General features: G+C 63.7%; 17 protein-coding genes. 9 read left to right on the top strand and 8 right to left on the bottom strand.

Annotation, left to right across the window (positions count from 1 at the left end):
* Positions 1-146 precede the first annotated feature (146 nt).
* Together hutH and hutI are read right to left on the bottom strand one after the other, a co-directional pair.
* Positions 147-1682, bottom strand: coding sequence for a histidine ammonia-lyase (gene hutH / locus NKI16_RS27825; protein ID WP_023674419.1), 1536 nt, complete (start codon positions 1680-1682; stop codon positions 147-149).
* Complete coding sequence (gene hutI / locus NKI16_RS27820) at positions 1679-2914, bottom strand: imidazolonepropionase (protein WP_023674418.1); 1236 nt, start codon at positions 2912-2914, stop codon at positions 1679-1681. Before hutI ends, hutH begins: the two co-directional genes overlap by 4 nt.
* A 98-nt stretch (positions 2915-3012) precedes the next feature.
* Here hutI and NKI16_RS27815 point away from each other — a divergent pair, with 98 nt between their 5' ends.
* Both NKI16_RS27815 and hutC read left to right on the top strand, forming a co-directional pair.
* A complete protein-coding gene (locus NKI16_RS27815; RefSeq protein WP_352625033.1) occupies positions 3013-4365 on the top strand; it encodes a formimidoylglutamate deiminase in 1353 nt (450 codons plus the stop codon).
* Positions 4362-5123 carry a histidine utilization transcriptional repressor HutC gene (hutC, locus tag NKI16_RS27810; protein WP_352783210.1) on the top strand — a complete coding sequence of 254 codons (762 nt, stop codon included), beginning with the start codon at positions 4362-4364 and terminating at the stop codon, positions 5121-5123. Before NKI16_RS27815 ends, hutC begins: the two co-directional genes overlap by 4 nt.
* A gap of 339 nt (positions 5124-5462) precedes the next feature.
* Here the strand turns inward: hutC and NKI16_RS27805 are convergent, their stop codons facing one another.
* On the bottom strand, positions 5463-5807 hold the full coding sequence (locus NKI16_RS27805; RefSeq protein WP_023674415.1) for a RidA family protein: 345 nt from the start codon (positions 5805-5807) through the stop codon (positions 5463-5465).
* A gap of 211 nt (positions 5808-6018) precedes the next feature.
* Between NKI16_RS27805 and aztA the strand changes: the two genes are divergently transcribed.
* The 4 genes from aztA to NKI16_RS27785 all read left to right on the top strand — a co-directional run bounded on the left by aztA (position 6019) and on the right by NKI16_RS27785 (position 9193).
* Complete coding sequence (aztA, locus tag NKI16_RS27800; protein WP_023674414.1) at positions 6019-6831, top strand: zinc ABC transporter ATP-binding protein AztA; 813 nt, start codon at positions 6019-6021, stop codon at positions 6829-6831.
* A complete protein-coding gene (aztB, locus tag NKI16_RS27795) occupies positions 6831-7706 on the top strand; it encodes a zinc ABC transporter permease AztB (RefSeq protein ID WP_023674413.1) in 876 nt (291 codons plus the stop codon). Before aztA ends, aztB begins: the two co-directional genes overlap by 1 nt.
* A gap of 22 nt (positions 7707-7728) precedes the next feature.
* Entirely contained in the window at positions 7729-8670 is a 942-nt protein-coding gene (aztC, locus tag NKI16_RS27790; RefSeq protein ID WP_023674412.1) for a zinc ABC transporter substrate-binding protein AztC, read from the top strand.
* 184 nt (positions 8671-8854) lie between these two features.
* Positions 8855-9193: a protein tyrosine phosphatase family protein gene (locus tag NKI16_RS27785; protein ID WP_023674411.1), complete on the top strand. Its 339-nt coding sequence runs from the start codon at positions 8855-8857 to the stop codon at positions 9191-9193.
* Between the two features lie 250 nt (positions 9194-9443).
* Here the strand turns inward: NKI16_RS27785 and NKI16_RS27780 are convergent, their stop codons facing one another.
* Positions 9444-9911 carry an Lrp/AsnC family transcriptional regulator gene (locus NKI16_RS27780; protein ID WP_023674409.1) on the bottom strand — a complete coding sequence of 156 codons (468 nt, stop codon included), beginning with the start codon at positions 9909-9911 and terminating at the stop codon, positions 9444-9446.
* A 139-nt stretch (positions 9912-10050) separates the two neighbouring features.
* Between NKI16_RS27780 and hppD the strand changes: the two genes are divergently transcribed.
* The 3 genes from hppD (at position 10051) to NKI16_RS27765 (ending at position 11834) form a co-directional block, all read left to right on the top strand.
* Positions 10051-11166 carry a 4-hydroxyphenylpyruvate dioxygenase gene (hppD, locus tag NKI16_RS27775; protein ID WP_352624212.1) on the top strand — a complete coding sequence of 372 codons (1116 nt, stop codon included), beginning with the start codon at positions 10051-10053 and terminating at the stop codon, positions 11164-11166.
* 69 nt (positions 11167-11235) lie between these two features.
* Positions 11236-11463 (top strand): type II toxin-antitoxin system Phd/YefM family antitoxin, encoded by a 228-nt coding sequence (locus NKI16_RS27770; protein WP_352624210.1) that lies wholly within the window; start codon positions 11236-11238, stop codon positions 11461-11463.
* Positions 11460-11834 carry a type II toxin-antitoxin system VapC family toxin gene (locus NKI16_RS27765; RefSeq protein ID WP_023674406.1) on the top strand — a complete coding sequence of 125 codons (375 nt, stop codon included), beginning with the start codon at positions 11460-11462 and terminating at the stop codon, positions 11832-11834. The genes NKI16_RS27770 and NKI16_RS27765 overlap by 4 nt, the downstream gene beginning before the upstream one ends.
* On the opposite strand, the gene NKI16_RS27760 is transcribed toward NKI16_RS27765, so the two are convergent.
* From NKI16_RS27760 to NKI16_RS27745, 4 genes are read right to left on the bottom strand one after another with little or no spacing between them, the layout of a single operon-like run.
* Positions 11813-12373 carry a DinB family protein gene (locus tag NKI16_RS27760; protein WP_352624208.1) on the bottom strand — a complete coding sequence of 187 codons (561 nt, stop codon included), beginning with the start codon at positions 12371-12373 and terminating at the stop codon, positions 11813-11815. The genes NKI16_RS27765 and NKI16_RS27760 overlap by 22 nt on opposite strands.
* A 4-nt stretch (positions 12374-12377) precedes the next feature.
* Positions 12378-12671: a hypothetical protein gene (locus tag NKI16_RS27755; protein WP_352642780.1), complete on the bottom strand. Its 294-nt coding sequence runs from the start codon at positions 12669-12671 to the stop codon at positions 12378-12380.
* 4 nt (positions 12672-12675) lie between these two features.
* Positions 12676-13689 carry a fumarylacetoacetate hydrolase family protein gene (locus NKI16_RS27750; protein ID WP_352593142.1) on the bottom strand — a complete coding sequence of 338 codons (1014 nt, stop codon included), beginning with the start codon at positions 13687-13689 and terminating at the stop codon, positions 12676-12678.
* Complete coding sequence (locus tag NKI16_RS27745) at positions 13686-14636, bottom strand: MBL fold metallo-hydrolase (protein ID WP_352624205.1); 951 nt, start codon at positions 14634-14636, stop codon at positions 13686-13688. Before NKI16_RS27745 ends, NKI16_RS27750 begins: the two co-directional genes overlap by 4 nt.
* Positions 14637-14645 lie beyond the last annotated feature (9 nt).

Raw genomic sequence — 14645 nt, 5'->3', positions numbered from 1 at the left:
CTGATTCGGCCCGACGACCCGCCTTTGAGGCGGGTTTTTTGTTTCTGGCTGGACGTCGGCGGGACAGCGCCCCCCTCTGTCCTGCCGGACAGCCCGGCAGGACAGAGGGGGGCGCGACAGAACGCGACCTGTCACGGCACACCGCCTCATGACGCAACGCCCGGCAGTTTCACCGCACCCGCGGTCTTCACCGCCGCGCCGCTGCGTATCATGGCGATGGCCTTCTCCATGTCGGGGTGGAAGTGCCGGTCGTTGTCGAGATGCGGCACCTCTGCCCTGACCAGCCGGCGCACCGCCTCCAGGGCCGCGCTCGAGGCCAGCGGTGCGTGGAAATCGCAGCCTTGCGCGGCGGCCAGCAATTCGATGCCGATGACGGCCGTCGCATTCTCGACCATGCCGATGAGGCGGCGCGCGCCATGCGCCGCCATCGAGACGTGGTCTTCCTGGTTGGCCGAGGTCGGGATCGAATCGACGCTGGCCGGATAGGCCTTTTGCTTGTTTTCAGAAACCAGTGCTGCCGCCGTGACCTGAGGGATCATGAAACCGGAATTCAGACCCGGCTTGGGCGTGAGAAAGGCCGGCATGCCCGACAGCGCCGGATCGACCAGCATGGCGATGCGCCGCTCCGACAGCGAGCCGATCTCGCAGACGGCGAGTGCGATCATGTCGGCGGCGAAGGCGACCGGCTCGGCATGGAAATTGCCGCCCGAAAGTGCGGAGTCGTCCTCGGCAAAGATCAGCGGATTGTCGGTGACGCCGTTGGCCTCGGTGCCGAGCGTCTCGGCGGCCTTGCGGAGCACGTCGAGTGCTGCGCCCATCACCTGCGGCTGGCAGCGCAGGCAATACGGATCCTGCACGCGCTCGTCGCCGACGCGGTGCGATTCACGGATGGCGCTGCCGGCCATCAAATTGCGCAACGCCTCGGCCGTCTCGATCTGGCCGCGATGTTTCCTGAGCAGATGGATGCGTGGATCGAACGGAGCGTCGGAGCCCTTGGCGGCATCGGTCGACAGCGCGCCGGCGACCAGTGCCGACTGGTAGAGCACTTCCGCCTCGAACAAAGCGGCAAGCGCATAGGCGGTCGAAAACTGGGTACCGTTGAGCAGCGCCAGGCCTTCCTTGGCGCCCAGTGTCACCGGCTCCAACCCATGCGAAACGAAGGCGACCTTGGCGGGAAAGCGGCCATGCGGGGTAAAGCACTCGCCGACGCCGATCATCACGGCGGTCATGTGCGACAGCGGCGCAAGGTCGCCGGAAGCGCCGACCGAGCCTTGCGCCGGCACCACGGGGATAACGTCGTTGGCCAGCATCGCCTCGATCAGTTCGATCGTCCGCGGCCGCACGCCGGAGGCGCCCTGTGCCAGGCTGGCCAGCTTCAGCGCCATCATCAGCCTGCAGATTGCGACGGGCATCGGCTCGCCGACGCCGGCGGCATGAGACAGCACGATGTTTCGCTGCAACGTTTCCAGATCGGCGGCGGGGATGCGGACGCTGGCCAGCTTGCCGAAGCCGGTATTGATGCCATAGACCGGCTCGCCCTTGGCAACGATCCTGGCGACGGCCTCGGCGCTGGCCTTGATCTTCGGCCGGCAGGCATCGTCGAGCCTCAGCGCGGCGCCGCGATAGATGGCGCGCCAATCGGCCAGCGTGGCATTGCCCGGCCTTAGCTTGAGTTCGGTCATTGTCCCCTCCAGATGCGGGCATGCAGCGGGTTGAAGCCCATGCGGTAGACGAGTTCGGCCGGGCGCTCGACGTTCCAGATCGCCAGATCGGCCGATTTTCCGGCCTCCAGCGTGCCGGTCTGTCCAAGCAGCCCGAGCGCGCGGGCAGCCTCGCGGGTAACGCCGGCAATGCATTCATCGACGGTCAGGCCAAACAATGTCGCGGCCATGTTCATGGTCAGCAGCAGCGAGGTCAGCGGCGACGTGCCGGGATTGTTATCGGTGGCAACGGCCATCCTGACGCCATGCTGGCGAAACAAGGCGATCGGCGGCTTCTTGGTCTCGCGAATGAAGTAGTAGGCGCCGGGCAGGATGGTCGCCAAGGTTCCGGCCTTCGCCATCGCCGCCGCACCGGCCTCGTCGGTGTATTCGAGGTGGTCGGCCGATAGCGCACCATAGCGCGCCGCAAGTTCGGCGCCGTGCAGATTGGACAGCTGGTCCGCATGGAGCTTGACCGGCAGGCCCGCCGCCTTCGCGGCATCGAACACGCGGGCGATCTGCTCCGGCCAAAAGGCAATGCCTTCGCAAAAACCGTCGACGGCATCGGCCAGGCCCTCGGCAGCGACGGCCGGCAAAATCTGCTTTGCAACAAGATCGATAAAGGCGTCCTTGTCACCTTTTGCTTCGGGCGGCAGCGCATGAGCGCCGAGGAAAGTGGTCCTGACCGTCACCGGCCGCTCACCGCCCAGCCGTCGTGCGGCGCGCAGCGACTTCTTCTCGTTTTCGAGGTCGAGACCGTAGCCGGATTTAATCTCGACGGTGGTGACGCCTTCGGCAAGCAGCGCATCGAGGCGCGGCAGCGACTGGCCGACCAGTTCGTCCTCGCTCGCCGCGCGCAATGCCTTGACCGAGGAGACGATGCCGCCGCCGGCCTTGGCAACCTCCTCATAGCTGGCGCCGGCCAGCCGCATCTCGAATTCATTGGCACGGTTGCCGGCGTGGACCAGATGAGTGTGGCAGTCGATCAGGCCGGGCGTGATCCAGCGGCCTTCGCAGTCGATCGCCTCGGCGCCTTTGCTAAGTGCTGCCGGCATGTCGGCTTCCGGCCCAGCATAGACGATCCGGCCGTTGCGCACGGCGATTGCACCGTGCTCGACAACGCCTGACCCGGGGCTGCTTTCGGCCATAGTCGCGAGGCGCGCATTGCGCCAGAGACGAACCTCCCCTGCCCGGCTTTTGCTCTCTGCAGCCATCATCTTTTCCGTTTCAATAGGTGACGATTATGTATATACATATGAAAAGGCACTGCAAGCGCTATCATCGCACGGCAGACCGGGATTTGGAGAAAAACGTGACAGCAATCTTTGCGGAACAGGCGCTTCTGCCCGACGGCTGGCACAGCAATGTGCGGATCGTCATCTCCGACGGCAGGATCGCCACGGTCAAGGCGAATACCTCGCTCCTGCCTGGCGACGAGCGCCGTGCCATCCTGCTATCAGGGATGCCGAACCTGCACAGCCATGCCTTCCAGCGCGGCATGGCCGGCCTTGCCGAATTGCGCGGCCCTTCCGCCGACAGTTTCTGGAGCTGGCGCGAGGTGATGTACCGTTTCGCGCTGTCGATGACGCCGGACCAGGTCGAGGCGGTCGCAGCCCAGCTCTATGTCGAGATGCTGGAGGCCGGGTTCTCGCGCGTCGGCGAGTTTCATTATTTACACCATGACCGCGACGGCCGGCCCTATGCCAATATCGCCGAGATGGCGCAGCGCATCGTTGCTGCAGCGTCCGAGACAGGCATCGGGCTGACTTTGCTGCCGGTGTTCTACGCGCATTCCTCTTTCGGCGGCGCTGCGCCAAATGAAGGCCAGCGCCGGTTCATCAATGATGTGAACCAGTTCTCGCGGCTTGTTGAGAAATGCCGCGAATCCATTCGCATTCTGAATCAAGGCGTCGTCGGTATCGCCCCGCACAGCCTGCGCGCCGTGACACCGGAGGAACTGGAAAACATCACGGTGATGGCGCCGGAGGGGCCGATCCACATCCACATCGCCGAGCAGATGAAGGAGGTCGAGGACTGCCTTGCCTGGTCCGAGGCGCGGCCGGTCGAATGGCTGCTTGCCAACGCCAAGGTCGACCGGCGCTGGTGTCTCATCCACGCCACCCACATGACCGAGACCGAGACGGTGCAAATGACGAAAAGCGGCGCCGTTGCCGGTCTCTGCCCGATCACCGAGGCCAATCTCGGCGACGGCACCTTTGCCGCGTCCTTGTTCATGCAGCATGGCGGCCGCTTCGGCATCGGCTCGGATTCAAACGTACTGATCGGCCTGCCGGACGAGTTGCGGCAGCTCGAATATTCGCAGCGCCTCGCCCACCGCGCCCGCAACGTGCTGGCGGTCGCCGGTGGCTCGACCGGCCGTGCTTTGTTCGATGCAGCGCTCGATGGTGGCAGTGCCGCGCTGGGCGCCGGCCCCTCGCAGATCGCAGCAGGTGCCTCGGCCGATTTCGTCTCGCTCGACGGCAAGCATCCATCGCTGGCCGGCAAGACGGGCGATGCAATCCTCGACGCCTGGATTTTTGCCAACGGCACCAAGATCGATTGCGTCTGGGTGCATGGCAGGAAACTGGTCAGCGGCGGCATGCATGCCAGGCGCGATGCCATCGCCGAGCGGTTCCGCAAGGTGATGACGGCACTTTCGGCATGAGCATGATCGGGACAATAAGCGCGGATTCTGGAAGCGCGGACGGCGGCGAGGTTCTTTCGCTGCACCAGCGCATCCTGTCGGACATCAGCGAACGGATCCTGTCGTGTGCCTGGGCGCCCGGCCACCGCATCCCGTTCGAGCATGAACTGACGGCCGAATACAATTGTTCGCGCATGACAGTGAACAAGGCCCTGTCGCAACTGGCCAAGGCCGGGCTGATCGAGCGCCGGCGTCGCTCCGGCAGTTTTGTCCGCCGGCCGCAGTCGCAGGCAGCCGTTCTCGAAATCCACGACATCCGGATCGAGGTCGAGGCACTTGGCCTGCCCTACCGCTATGAGCGCATGGCGCGAAACAGAAGGCGCAGCAGCGCCGACGACCGCGTCCTGCTGGAACTCGACGTCGCCGGGCCGGTGCTGGTGCTGGAATGCCGGCATTTCGCCGGCAAGCGGCCGTTCGCCCACGAGCAGCGGCTGATCAACCTGGCTGCCGTGCCGGAGGCCGCCGAAGAGGCGTTTTTCGACACCGCGCCCGGTCCGTGGCTGATCGGCCGTGTGCCGTGGAGTGCGGCCGAGCATCGCATCCGCGCGGTTGCCGCCGAACAGCACATCGCGGCGGCGCTCGACATCGAGACCGGCGCGCCGTGCCTGGTGATCGAGCGGCGGACATGGAGCGCCGAGCACCCCATCACCCATGTCCGCTTCACCTATGCGGCAGAGAACCACACGCTGGTGGCGCGGTTCACGCCGTCAACGGGGTAACCCTCCCCCTCGAGGGGAGGGTCGGCGAGTGATCGGAGCGAAGCGGAGATTGCGAGACGGGGTGGGGGGGGGGCGGGGGCCCCCCCCCCCCCCCCCCCCGCCAAAAAACCCCCTGGGGGCTTTTCTACCCGCGCGGGGGGGGGTGTGGGCGGGAAAAAACCCCGGGTCCGCGGGCGCCCGGGGCCCCCCCCCCCGGGGGGGGGGGGGGGGGGGGTTCGGTGGGCCCCTGTGTTTTTTGGGGGCGGGGGGGGGGCGGCGGCGAGGCTGCACCGACCCCACCCCGCCTCACAAAATGCCGCCTTGCGGCATTTGCTCCCCTCGAGGGGGAGGGTAAAGGCCTCAAATCGCCGCGGTAACAATAATCTCGACCAGATATTCCGGTCCGGCAAGCTTGGCTTCGCCGGTGGCGCGGGCCGGCGTGTTGCCTTGCGGTACCCATTTGTCCCACTCCGCGTTCATCTCGGCAAAGGTGCTCATGTCGGCCAGCCAGATGATCGCCTGCAGGATCTTGGTTTTGTCGGTGCCGGCCTTGGCCAGCAATTCGTCGATCGCCGCCAGAATGTCCCTGGTCTGGGCACCGACGTTTCCGCCCGGCTTGCCGACCTGACCGGCCAGATAGACGGTGTTGCCGTGGATGACGATCTGGCTCATGCGCGGGCCTACATCGATACGACGAATGCTCATTGGATATTCCTTCTCCTCTTGTCGGTGCGCCTGTTTAGGGGCCGGGTTCGCCGGGGGCAAGGCCGCTCGAGCGGAACTTCTTGAGCCAAGCCAAAGCACACAACAAGACGGCCCGGCCGCAATTCCGCCCGATTGGCTTGTTGACTAATGTAATAACATCACATATCGAATCCGCCCCTGCAGCGCCGATCATCGCCCCATGGATCGTCACATGAGCCAAACCTGCCTGACCTTCCGCGACCTGACGCTGGGCTACAATAGCCATCCTGCGGTCCACCACCTCAATGGTACGATCCGCAAGGGATCGCTGACGGCGGTCGTCGGCGCCAACGGCTCCGGCAAATCAACGCTGATGAAGGGCATTGTCGGCGTCCTGAAGCCGATGGCCGGCGCGGTGATCCGGGCGCCCGGCGTACGCGCCGCCTATCTGCCGCAGCAATCGGAACTCGACCGCTCCTTTCCGGCCCGGGTCGTCGACCTGGTTTCGCTTGGTCTGTGGCCGCGGCGCGGCATGCTCGGCCGTTATACGAGGGAAGATCGCGACTCTGTCAGCAAGGCGCTGATGGCCGTCGGCCTCGGCGGCTTCGAGAAGCGGCCGATCGACACACTGTCGGGCGGCCAGCTGCAGCGCACGCTGTTTGCCCGCGTGCTGTTGCAGGATGCCGAGCTCATCCTGCTCGACGAGCCGTTCAACGCCGTCGATGCCAAGACGGTCGGTGACCTGATCGCGCTGATCAAGCGCTGGCACGGCGAGGAACGCACGATCATGGTTGTGGTCCACGATCTCGATCTGGTGCGGCAGAATTTCCCCGAAACACTGCTGCTGGCGCGCCAGCCGATCGCCTGGGGCGAGACCAGGGAGACGCTGCAGCCGGAGAATCTGTTGCGCGCGCGCCGCTTCCACGAAGCCTGGGAGGACAACGCGCCATGGTGTGAGCCCGGCGAGCATGATCACCAGCACGGTGGCCACGAGCACGGCCATGACCACGACCATTATCACGGCTCCGGGCCGAGGACGGCATGATGGACGTGCTTTACGGTCTTTTCGTCGCTCCTTTCGCCGACTACGCCTTCATGCAGCGGGCGCTCGCCGGTTCGATGATGCTGTCGCTCGGCGCCTGCCCGGTCGGCGTGTTCCTGATGCTGCGGCGCATGAGCCTGTCCGGCGACGCCATGGCGCATGCCATCCTGCCCGGTGCTGCCGCCGGCTTCCTGTTCTATGGCCTGGAGATCCTGCCGATGACTATCGGCGGACTGATCGCCGGCATCATCGTGGCGCTCGGCGCCGGCGCCGTCTCGCGCTTCACCATTCAGCGCGAGGACGCCTCGATGGCGGCCTTCTATCTGATTTCGCTGGCCATCGGCGTGCTCATGGTATCGATCCGCGGTTCCAGCGTCGATCTCATGCATGTGCTCTTCGGCACCGTGCTGGCGCTCAACAACGAGGCGCTGACGCTGATCGGCGGCATCGTCGTGGTGACGCTGGTCAGCCTCGCCATCTTCTGGCGGGCGCTGGTCGCCGAATGCCTCGACCCTTTGTTCCTGCGCTCGGTCAGCCGGATGGGCAGCCCGGTGCATTTCATCTTTCTCGGCCTCGTCGTGCTCAATCTCGTCGGCGGCTTCCAGGCGCTCGGCACCTTGCTGTCGGTCGGGCTGATGATGCTGCCGGCGGCGGCGGCCCGCTTCTGGACCTCGCGCGTCGAGCCGATGTGCGTGTTGGCCACAGTGATCGGCTTTGCCTCCTGCATTGCCGGGCTGCTGTTGTCCTACCATGCGTCGCTGCCCTCCGGCCCGGCCATCATCCTGTCCGCCGGCGTCGTCTATTTCGCCTCGATCCTGTTCGGCACGCGCGGCATCCTGCGTGCCCGCATCGTTCATCACCGCCACAGAACTGCCTGATCCCAACAAGGAGAACCTGTCCATGCTGAAATCGATCCGCGCCGCTTTGGCCGTGAGCGTTATAACATTAACCGCCTTTGGCGCATCTTCGGCCTTCGCAGAGCCGTTGAAAGTGGTCGCCAGCTTCACGATCATCGCCGATTTCGCCAAGAATGTCGGCGGCGACCGCATCGATCTGACCACCATCGTCGGGCCGGACGGCGACGCCCACGTCTACGAGCCGAGCCCCGCCGATGCGGTGGCGATGGCCAAGGCCGACATCGTGCTGGTCAACGGCCTGCATTTCGAAGGTTTTCTGCAGCGCCTGGTCGACGCCAGCGCCACCAAGGCGACTGTCGCCGTGCTGACCAAGGGGGTCACGCCGATCAATTTCAAACCCGAATTCGCCGAGGCCGATGTCGCCGAAGGCGCGGAAACCGATGGCGGCAAGACGGTCACCGATCCGCATGCCTTCCAGTCGATCGCCAATGCCAAGATCTATGTGAAGAACATCGCCGACGCCTTTTGCACGGCCGACGCTGCGGGTTGCGACAGCTACAAGGCCAATGCAGCCGCCTATACGCAGAAGCTTGAGGCGCTTGAGGGCGAAGTGCAGGCGGCGATCCAGTCGATCCCGCAGGAGAAGCGCGTCGTCATCACCTCGCATGACGCCTTCGGCTATTTCGAGCAGGCCTACGGCTTGACGTTCCTTGCCCCGGAAGGCGTGTCGACCGAGTCGGAGCCCTCCGCTGCCGACGTCGCCAAGCTGGTCAGCCAGGTGAAACAGGACAAGGCGGCGGCGATCTTCGTCGAGAACATCACCAACCCGCGGCTGATCGAGCAGATCGCCAGCGAGACCGGCATCAAGGTGGGCGGCACACTCTATTCCGATGCGTTGTCGCAGCCCGACGGCCCGGCCGCGACCTATATCGATCTGATGCACAACAACATCGCCCAGATCAAAGGCGCGATCCTAGGAAGCTGAGCCGACTGATCCGGTTCATCCAGCCGGGTTGGCGCATGATGCGTCCTGGCGACATGCGGCGTTAGCCCGGCTGGATTTCTGGCATCGAAATCTCTATCTGCGGATGGATTTCTTTTCGCGCGGATTGCCGACCGGGTCAGGGAGTGGCAAGACTGCCGCTAACCAGATTGCGAGGACCCCAGCCATGGAATACCGTCAGATAAGCGAGGACTATTCAGTCTCGGGCCAGATCCAGCCCGAAGATGTCGCGACCATCAAGGCCGCCGGCTTCAAGAGCGTGATCTGCAACCGGCCGGACGACGAGCAGCCCGGCCAGCCATCGGCCGACACCGTCAAGGCGGCGGTCGAGGGCGCCGGGCTCGCCTTCCGCTACATCCCGGTCATCAGCGGCCAGATCACGGCCGAGAATGTCGAGGACCAGGCCGAGGCGCTTGACGAACTCGAAGGCCCGGTCTTCGCTTACTGCCGGTCCGGCGCCCGCTGCACTAATCTTTATGGGCTGATCCAGCAGTCGAAGGGGTGAGAGGCCTCACATTCCGAGCGGAGGAAGTCAAGTTCCGCACTGTGGCGATCCTTCACACCCCCCTCTGTCCTGCCGGACATCTCCCCCTCAAGTGGGGAGATTGGATGTCGCGTTGGCTTTCGCCAATTTTCAGCGTTGCGGAGTGGGCAGCGAGGTCAGAGCTGCCAATCTCCCCACTTGAGGGGGAGATGGCCGGCAGGCCAGAGGGGGGTGCTGTCCCTCAGCCATATCTAACGAAAAGCCGTCTGGGCTAAATCGGCAGCGCGCCGGTTTCCTTTAGCGTCTCCAGCACGATCGCCGTCTTCACATGCTGCACCGATTCGTGCGGCAGCAGCACGCCGTTGACGAATTCCGACAGCGACTTCAGGTCCGGCGTCACGACCTTCAATATATAATCCATCTCGCCGGTTAGCGCGTGCGCTTCCTGCACTTGCGGCAGCCGCGCCACCAGTTCGCCGAAACGCCGCGCATTGTCGCGGTTGTGTGTGGCGAGCGTCACCGAGATGACGTTGACCAGAGAAAAACCGAGCTTGTCGCGGTCGAGCACCGCCCGGTAACCCTTGATATAGCCGTCCTCCTCCAGCCGTTGGCGACGACGCGAGCACTGCGACGCGGACAGGTTCACCCGTTCCGACAGATCGTTGTTGGTCAGCCGTGCATCGCCCTGCAAAAGAGCCATTATCTTGCGGTCAAACTGGTCGATGCGCGCCTCATCCATGAATTTCGGGTCCGCAGTGCACAACTCGCGCATGATCAGACCATTTCAAGCGTTTGAATGCAAGCAATTTGCACTCGCTCCGCGCTATAATTGGGTTTAGATGGCCGACGCGGCCAGTTCCAGATTTCGGAGCAATGCCATGGGTCCCTTCCCGCACGACGCACCGCCCGCCAAGATCAGCAAAACCAATCCCGCCGGTACCGACGGCTTCGAGTTCGTCGAATTCGCGCATGCCGAGCCGGAAAAGCTCGCCGAGCTTTTCACCCGCATGGGCTATGTGCCGGTGGCCAAGCACCGCAGCAAGGACATCACCGTCTGGCGGCAGGGCGACATCAACTATGTCGTCAATGCCGAACCCGGCTCGCATGCCATGAAATTCGTCGACAAGCACGGCCCTTGCGCCGCCTCGATGGCGTGGCGGGTGGTCGATGCAACGCATGCCTTCGATCACGCGGTGGCCAAGGGCGCGACGCCCTATGAAGGCAACGACAAGACGCTCGATGTGCCGGCGATCGTCGGTATCGGCGGGTCGCTGCTCTATTTCATCGAAACCTACGGCGAGAAGGGCTCGGCTTACGACGCCGAGTTCGACTGGCTGGGCGAGCGCGACCCCAGGCCGGAAGGCGTCGGCTTCTATTATCTCGACCACCTGACCCACAATGTCTATCGCGGCCAGATGGACAAATGGTGGGATTTCTACCGAGACCTGTTCGGCTTCAAGCAGATCCATTTCTTCGACATCGACGGCAAGATCACCGGCCTGGTCAGCCGCGCCATCACCTCGCCCTGCGGCAAGATCCGCATCCCGCTCAACGAGTCCAAGGACGAGACCAGCCAGATCGCCGAATATCTGAAGAAGTATAATGGCGAGGGCATCCAGCACATCGCCGTCGGCACCGACGACATCTACGGTGCCACCGACAGGCTGGCCGCCAACGGCCTGAAGTTCATGCCGGGACCGCCCGAGACCTATTACGACATGTCTTACGCCCGCGTGAACGGCCATGAAGAGCCGATCGAACGTATGAAAAGGCACGGCATCCTGATCGACGGCGAAGGCGTCGTCGATGGCGGCACGACCAAGATCCTGCTGCAGATCTTTTCCAAGACAGTGATCGGCCCGATCTTCTTCGAGTTCATCCAGAGAAAGGGCGACGAAGGCTTTGGCGAGGGCAATTTCCGCGCTTTGTTCGAATCGATCGAGCAGGACCAGATCAAGCGCGGCGTGCTGAAGGTGGACGGCAAGGCAGCGTAGCCAACTCGGCCGAGGTGCCTTGTGGTTTGATCAATTATGACCTAAATTCTGGTCATAAGAGGTCTGACCATGAATGTTCCGATAGCAAAAGCGAAGGCCCAACTCTCTGAGTTGGTGAAACGTGCCCAGGCCGGCGAAGAGATCCATCTGACGCGGCATGGAGAGGTGGTGGCGACCTTAAGCGCGCCCACCCGGGCCGGCGGGAGCAAAGGCCTTTTTGGGGCCCTGAAAGGCCAAATTCGGATACCGGATGATTTTGATGAACTCGGTCCCGAATGGGACGAGTACATTAAATGAGCCGCCAATATCTGGTGGATACTCATATTCTGCTTTGGGTACTCAACGCGGATTCACGCCTTTCGGATCACCATCGCGACATCTTTCTTGCGGGCGAGGATGTGGTCGTCAGCGCCGTCTCGGTAGCCGAGATCGCCATTAAGAAATCGCTCGGCAAAGTCACGCTCACAGGCAACATCGTGGAAATCCTGCGATCGAACGGCATTCCGATCCTCAGTGTGAATGAACTACACGCAGCGAGGCTTGAGCATCTGCCGTTCCATCATCGCGATCCCTTCGACCGTCTGCTCATCGCACAGGCTCAAATTGAAGGTCTGACGGTGGTCACTGCGGATCGACATTTCTCAGCCTACGACGTCGCGTTGGCCTGATCATCCAGCTCCAGCCGCTCGACTTCGGCTTTCCTCAACTTCACATCGTAATCGAGGAAAAACTCGTCGAGTTGCGGCGGTTTCACCGAGGTGCCGGACAGCATCGCGTGCGCCTGGCCGCGATGATGGATGTCGTGGATGAAGAGATGGGCGAGCAAGTCGCCGATCCGTTCCGGTATCATGCCGTCCTCGCGCCGGTCGGTGAGAACGCGGCGCTCGAGATCGTCCGCCGACAGGCGGTCGCAAAAGGCGATCAGCCGCCGGTCGGCCTCCGTCCGCTTGCCAAAGAGCGCGTCCGCTTCGTCGAAGAGCAAGAACTCATCGTAGGCCGCGGCGCCGACGCCGCCCTCTTCGAGAAAATCGAGATAGAGGTGATCGACCGCCAGGATGTGGTTTAGCGTTGCCTTGATCGACGGAAAGAAGCTCGTCCGTTCGGCTTCGAATTCGCCGGGCTCAAGCTGCAGCACGGCGCGGTAGAGCCGGTCGTTCGACCACAGGCTGTTGGCTGCCATGCGGCGGAAATGGTTCAGCAGGTCCATGACTTCACGGCGCGACCCGGAATAGCGACACACCCGCCCATAGAAGCGCAGACCCAGCCAAAACAATCAGCAGCAGCCCGATCATGCGCCGCCGCATGCCTTGCGTTTCCTGGTCCAGCGCGACATTCGTGTTGGTGACGGTGTGAAACATCATCGCCTTGCGCGGAAAGCCGCTGCGGTTGGTCAGGCCGGGCGAGCGCGCCTCGATGCGGTAGCTCAGCCTGATTGCCTGGATGAAGATCGCCAGCATGGCAAGAGCCCAGGCACCGCACAGCAGATAGAACGTCTCGCCTGTCATTCTCTTACCCCTCGTACTTCTCGACCTTCTGCTCGATGGCGCCGAAGATCGAATGCCCACCCCGGTCCTTCATCTCGATACGCACGCTATCGCCAAAGCGCAGGAACGGCGTTTTCGGTTCGCCGGTTTCGATGGTCTCGATCATACGCAGCTCGGCGATGCAGGAATAGCCGGCGCCGCCCGCCGAGACAGGCTTGCCCGGCCCGCCGTCGAGCTTGTTGGAGACGGTGCCCGAACCGATAATGGTGCCGGCGGCCAGCGGCCGCGTTTTTGCGGCATGGACAATCAGCGCCGGAAAATCGAAGGTCATGTCGATGCCGGCGTTCGCCCGGCCGAACGGTTTGCCGTTGAGATCGACCAGCAGCGGCAGGCTGACCTTGCCGCCGTCCCAGGCATCGCCCAGCTCGTCCGGCGTCACCGCAACCGGCGAAAAGGCCGATGACGGTTTCGACTGGTAGAAGCCGAACCCCTTGGCGAGCTCGGGTCCGGTCAGGCCGCGCAGCGTTACATCGTTGACCAGCATGACCAGCCGGATCGCCGCCCGCGCCTGGTCGAGGCCTGCACCCATCGGCACGTCGTCGACGATGACGGCGACCTCTCCTTCCATGTCGATGCCAAGGGTCTCGTCGGTCATGCGGATTGGGTCGCGCGGTGCGAGGAAAGCGTCCGAGCCGCCCTGGTAGATCAGCGGATCGGTCCAGAAGCTTGCCGGCATCTCGGCGCCGCGCGCCTTCCGCACCAGCTCGACGTGGTTCACATAGGCCGAGCCGTCGGCCCATTGATAGGCGCGCGGCAGCGGCGAATGGGCGTCATGCTCGTGAAAGCGGGCAGACGGCACCGCATTATTCTCGAGCGATTCGGCCATCGCAGCGAGATGCGGCGCGATCCGATGCCAGTCGTCGAGCGCGGCCTGCAGCGTCCGCACCAGGAACGAAGCATCGGTAAACCGCGTCAGGTCGCGCGAGACGACGACGAGCTTTCCGTCGCGCGTCCCGTCCTTCAATGTGGCAAGCTTCATGCGGTTTCCTCTCCTGGCGCAGCTTTGGCGCTGCTTTGATTTTTTGTTCTACGCATGATCTCTTCCGAAAACCGGTTCCACTTTTCGGGATCATGCTCCAGCCCCACAACAAGGCCGTCGCGGGCGATCGTCAAGTCGCCGGCCCATGTTTTCCTCACGGCGGCAATCCAGTCGGCCTCGCCGATCTCGGGATCGTCGGCGGGAATGAGATGGTTGAGGACCAGTCTGTTGACGCCTGCATCGGTGGCGATGCGACCCGCTTCCTCGGCAAAGCTGTGGCTGGCAAGCAGGTGTTCCCTCAGCCTTGCGCCGTTGCCGGTCTTTGCGACCAGCCGCTCGATACCCTCTTCCAGCATGGCCTCGTGGACCAGGACGTCGGCGCCCTCGGCGAAATCCGCCAATGGCGGAAAGAACGCCGTATCCGACGAAAAGACGATGCCTTGCCCCGCATGATCGAAGCGCAGCGCAAAGCAATCCGTCACCGGCGGGTGGTCGACACGCAGCGCCGATATTTTGAGACCGCGCTCCCCGACCACGTGGCCTTCACCAAACTCGACGATCGAGACCAGGTCGCGGATATCCGGCCCGCCTTCATCGGCGATGCGGATCTCGATGTCGAATTCCATTGCCTGGCAAAAGCGCTGCCAATAATGGCCGATGCCGGGCGGGCCGAATAAAGTGACGGGCGCCGCCAGGCCGGCGGTCCAGGCGGTGTGGATGAGAGGTCCGAGTTCCAGAACATGGTCGGAGTGCAAATGCGTGATGAAGATCAGGTCGAGCGCCTTCAGGCTGATGCCGGCATCGGTCAGCCCGCGCGTTACGCCGAGCCCGCAATCGACGACGATGGTGCGGCCGCCAATCTCCAGCAGCGACGAACTCGGCCACGGGCCGCCCGGCCGGAGCGCCGGGCCACCCTTCGAACCCAGAAGCACCAGACGATCCGTCATGCGACGGCG

Origin of the sequence: Mesorhizobium sp. M0698, assembly GCF_040320455.1 — a bacterium.
Lineage (GTDB): Bacteria > Pseudomonadota > Alphaproteobacteria > Rhizobiales > Rhizobiaceae > Mesorhizobium.
The sequence above is the reverse complement of the archived record's forward strand: the minus strand, read 5'-3'. Positions and strand labels throughout refer to the sequence as shown.